The sequence below is a fragment of the Streptomyces sp. NPDC007095 genome (assembly GCF_040634475.1).
Classification (GTDB): Bacteria; Actinomycetota; Actinomycetes; order Streptomycetales; family Streptomycetaceae; genus Streptomyces.
In genome coordinates this window covers 1-4,617 of the sequence record NZ_JBEYFS010000431.1, presented here as the reverse complement: position 1 = coordinate 4,617, position 4,617 = coordinate 1, and the positions used below count along the sequence as shown (strand labels likewise).

Genomic DNA, 4,617 nt, shown 5'->3' with positions numbered 1-4,617 from the left:
CCTCCTAGCGGAGCTCGCCCCTGGGCCGGTGCGTGTGTGGGTGCGTGAGTCCGTGCGTGAGCCCGTCGGCGAGTCCGTGCGTGAGTCCGTGCGTGAGCCCGTCGGCGAGTCCGTGCGTGAGTCCGTGCGTGAGCCCGTCCGTGAGTCCGTGCGTGAGTCCGTCTGTGAGCTGGTACGGGGCCGGGCCGTCCGTGTGTTGTCTATACGGGGCCGGGGTGGGCCGCGGCCTGTTCGACGGCGTCGGTGAGCCGGGCGTGGGCGAGGAGGGCCTCGGTGTGCGGGGTGAAGTCCTCGCGGTCGAGGACGGCCCGGGCGAAGACGCCGGCGATGTTGGTGAAGTGGGCGTCCGGGGCGAGGCGGATCTCGCGGACGGTGCCGCCCTGTTCGACGTGCAGGACGGGGACGTGCTCGTCGGGGGTGCTGAAGGCGCGTTCCAGGCGCAGCCGTCCCTGGCTGCCCCACAGGTCGTAGCCGCTGCGGTAGGCGTGTTCGACGCCGTAGGCGAGCTGGGCGGTGGCCCCGGAGGCGGCGGTCAGCAGGGCGCCGCCGGCGGGCGCCGGCCCGTGCGCGGTGGCGGGGCTCACCTGGGCGCCGGCCACCCGCAGGTGCGGGCCGAGGAAGAACTGGGCGGCGCGCAGCGGATAGGCGGCGACCTCGGGCAGGGTGCTGGCCCGCCGCAGGGTGCCATCGGCGTCGCGGCGCAGCGGGATCCCGAACTCGGAGCCGAACAGGCGCAGTTCGCCGATCAGCCCGTCGTCGAGCAGCTGCTGCACGCGGGCGTGCTGGGAGTGGTGGAGGAACATGAAGCTCTCCATCAGCAGCAGGCCGCGCTCGCGGGCGAGGGACACCGCCTTGTCCGCGTCCGCGAGGCGGGCGGCGAACGGCTTCTCGCACAGCACGTGCTTGCCGGCCTGAAGGGCCCGCAGGGTCCACTCCACATGCAGTCCGGGCGGCAGCGGCAGGTAGACGGCGTCCACGTCGTCGCGCTCCAGCAGCCCGGCGTAGCCGGCCACCGGCGTGCCGCCGAACCGGCCGGTGAACGTCCGCGCCTTCGCGAGGCTGCGGCTGGCGATCGCGGTCACCTCGACGAGCGGCTGGCGGGCCATCGAGGGCAGCATGCGCCGCTCGGCGATGTCCGCGCAGCCCAGCACCCCGATCCGCAGCACCGGCCCGTCCGCTCCTCGTGTGCGCTGGGGCCCGTTCACCGGGCGTACGCCCCGCCGCGGGCCCAGGCCGCGCGCAGTGCGCTCAGCAGGGTCCGGGCCTCGATGTTGAGGTAGTTGCTGTGCCGCAGCAGGGCGGACAGCTGGCCGGCGGTCACCCACAGGAAGTCCCCGGGCACGTCGACGGGGAACTCGCCGCCCACTTCCATCAGGACGTAGCGGTTGCCGGCGTGGTGGAAGCGTCCGCCCTCCTCGGACTGCACGGTGTCGTACAGCAGCGTGCCGGGATCGGCGCGCAGGACGAGGTCGAGGTAGCGGGGCCGGCGGGTCAGCGGCAGGGTCAGGGCGCGGCCGGGCTGGCACTGCACGGTGGGGCCGAGTTCGGCCACGTCCAGGACGCCGGCCTCGGAGCGGGCGTGGGCGAGCAGGTGCGGCACGCCGCCGATGCGGCGCACCAGGAACGCCGACAGGCCCTGTTCGGCCGGCGCGAGCAGGGGCTGGGTCCAGCGGGTGACCTCGCGGTTGGCGGCGGCCACGGACGCGGCGATGACGGTGAAGTGGTGGCCGCTGTCGTGGGCGATCGCGTCCTCGGTGCGCCGCCAGTTCTGCACGGCGGCCAGCGGCATGCTGGTCTGCACGAGTTCGCGGTGGGCCTTGATCTCGGTGAGCCGGTTGAGGAGGTGTTCCATGCTGTGCAGCGGGGGTCCCTCGTCGGCGTACGAGGGGATCAGCGACAGCACGGTGCGGGCGTCCATGTTGACCACGTTCGACTCGCGCAGCAGCTGGTGGATCTGGCCGAGGGTCAGCCAGACGAAGTCCTCGTGCGCGGGGACGGGGCCGAGGGCCTCGACCACCATGTTCCGGTTGCGTTTGCGCAGGAACCAGGAGCCCTGTTCGGACTGCAGGGAGTCGAACAGCACCCGGGAGGCGGTCCGCGGCGGGGCGAAGTACTCGATGTAGTTCACCCGGGCGCCCTTGTGCACGCCGGTGTAGTTGCTGCGGGTGGCCTGCACGGTGGGGGACAGCTGCACGGTCTCGAGGTTGCCGGGTTCCATCTTGGCCTGCATCAGGCAGTGCAGGACGCCGTCGAACTCCTTGACGACGATGCCCAGGATGCCGATCTCGGGCTGGTTGATGATCGGCTGTGACCAGGACGCGGCGTGCCCCTCCCACTCGGCGCGCACCTGCAGGCCCTCCACGGAGAAGAACCGGCCGCTGTCGTGCACGAGGTTGCCGGTGGAGTCCGCGAAGCGCCAGCCGACCAGGTCGCGGAAGGGGATGCGCCGCACCTCGTAGCGGTTGGTGCGGCGCTGTTCGGCGAACCATTCGCGGAAGACCGGATTGGGCGTCAGAGGGCTGTCCAGGGTCTGGGCCGACAGCGTGAAGCGCCGCCCCGGACGGGTGAGGGTGCCCGGGGGCACCGCCTGGGTGATGGTCATCAGTCGTGACTCCTTCGCCGTGTGCCGCGCGCCCAGGGCCAGGCCGCCGCCACGACGATCCGCCAGGGCGATCGGCCGTGACTGGAGAGCGCCTCGAAACGCCCCGCACGCCCGCTCGAACCCCCGTGTCTGCCGCTGCTACTTCTCCTGTCACTGCTAGACAAAGGGTGGGGGCGTCCCTACCGTGGGGCGGTATGAGAATCCTCTTTGCCAGCGCGGGCAACTTCGGGCACGTGTATCCCCTGCTTCCCTTGGCGAAGGCCGCGCGCGCCGCGGGCCACGAGGTCGCTTTCGCCACCGGCGAGCAGCTGCACCCGGCCCTGCGGGCGGCCGGCCTCGAGCCGGTGGCGGCGGGCCGCTCGGTTCCCGAGGCGTTCATGGAAGCAGTACGCGGCAGTGCCGGCCTCGAACACGGCGAGGGCGACGGCGACCTGGGCGCCCAGGACGTGCCGCCCGAGGTACTGGCCGACCTGCATGTGACAGTGTTCGGCTCGGTGCTGCCCCGCTGGGTGGCCGCCGACCTCGCCCCCGTCCTGGCCGGCGGGGGCTTCGACCTCGTCGTCTACGAGGCGCTCAACCCCGGCGCCGCCTTCGCCGCGCACCTGGCGGGCGTGCCCGCCGTCGCGCACGGCGTGGGCGTGATGGCGATGGGCCCCGAGGAGGCCCGCATCCAGGAGGAACTGCTGGCCACCGCCGCCGACCTGGGCGTGCACGTGCCCGGCGGCCAGCTGCTGGCCCTGGCCCGCACCTACATCGACATCTGCCCGCCCTCCCTGCAGGACCGCGGCTTCCTGGCCGCCCCGCTGCCCCGCGTCGAGCAGCGCCCCGTCGCCTACGGCGAGCCGGGCGAACTGCCTGCGGCCATCCGGGACACGGACGGCCCCTTCGTCTACCTGACCCTGGGCACCGCACTGGGCTCGGTGGACGTCCTGCGCACGGTCATCGAGGGGCTGCTGCCGCTCGAGGTGCCGGTCCTGGTGGCCACCGGCCCGGTGGTGGACGTCGCCGACCTGGGCGAACTGCCCGAGCGGGTGGTGGCGGCCGCGTGGGTGGCCCAGCCCGAGGCATTGAAGCGGGCGGCCCTGGTCGTCCAGCACGGCGGCGCCGGCACCACCCTGGCCGCACTCGCGGCCGCAGTGCCCCAGCTGATCCTCCCGCAGGGCGCCGACGGACCCGCCAACGCCGCCGCCGTACGCGACGCGGGCGCGGGCGAGGCGGTCTACGCCGCCGACCTGACGGCGGGCGCGGTCACCGCACAGGCCCGCCGCATCCTGGGCGACGAGACCTACCGCGACGCGGCCCGCAAGGTCGCCACCGAGATCGCCTCCATGCCCGCCCCCACCGAAACCGCCACCCGCCTCCCGCAGTTCACCACCTGACCCCGGCCCGGGCATCTGCACCCGGCCTGCGGGTGTCCGGCCCTGGTCTCCGAGGGGCCCCGGCGTGCGGGTGTCCGGCCCCGGCCTCCGGGGACCCGCTCCCGGCCGCCGGATCCCCGGTCCGGCGTGCCCGGCCTCCGGTCCGGGATGTCCGGCCCGGGTCTCCGGGCGCTCGATCCCCGCGTCCCGGGTGCCTGGCCCGGACCCGGCGCGCCCGGACCGGTCTGCGGGTGTCCGGTTCCCGTCCCCGGGGCGGGACCCGGCCCCCGGCCGGGGCCTGCGGACCAGGCTCCCGGGGACGGAGACAGGGCGCCCGGGGCTCCTGGCCCCGCCTCTGGGGCGCTCACCGCCACCCTCCCGAGGGATGTCCCGTCCGTAGAAGGAGTGATTTCCGCTCCGCCGCAGGACCGACTCCCGCACGCCGGGCGGGGACGGCTTCCCCTCCCGGGAGCCGGCCCCTCCCCGGGGCCCTGGTCCGCCCGGCCGAGCCCGCCTCGGGTGCCTATCCCGCCCAACCCCCGGAGGGATACACACCCCGCCCCCGGGCGCCGCTCAGCACACCGATGGGTGAAAGCCCGCGACCTCACACCCGGCGCCACCCTCCTCAGCACCAACGGCGCCACCATCGGCGTCCAG

General features: G+C 74.3%; 3 protein-coding genes. 1 reads left to right on the top strand and 2 read right to left on the bottom strand.

Annotated features, from left to right (window positions below; genetic code table 11):
- Positions 1-200: 200 nt before the first annotated feature.
- Both ABZ656_RS56655 and ABZ656_RS56650 read right to left on the bottom strand, forming a co-directional pair.
- The gene (locus tag ABZ656_RS56655) at positions 201-1,166 is read right to left on the bottom strand and encodes a Gfo/Idh/MocA family oxidoreductase (protein ID WP_360280372.1); all 966 of its coding nucleotides are present in this window, start codon (positions 1,164-1,166) and stop codon (positions 201-203) included.
- A gap of 35 nt (positions 1,167-1,201) precedes the next feature.
- Positions 1,202-2,602 carry an NDP-hexose 2,3-dehydratase family protein gene (locus ABZ656_RS56650; protein WP_360280369.1) on the bottom strand — a complete coding sequence of 467 codons (1,401 nt, stop codon included), beginning with the start codon at positions 2,600-2,602 and terminating at the stop codon, positions 1,202-1,204.
- A gap of 194 nt (positions 2,603-2,796) precedes the next feature.
- Between ABZ656_RS56650 and ABZ656_RS56645 the strand changes: the two genes are divergently transcribed.
- Entirely contained in the window at positions 2,797-3,981 is a 1,185-nt protein-coding gene (locus tag ABZ656_RS56645) for a nucleotide disphospho-sugar-binding domain-containing protein (RefSeq protein WP_101403476.1), read from the top strand.
- Positions 3,982-4,617 lie beyond the last annotated feature (636 nt).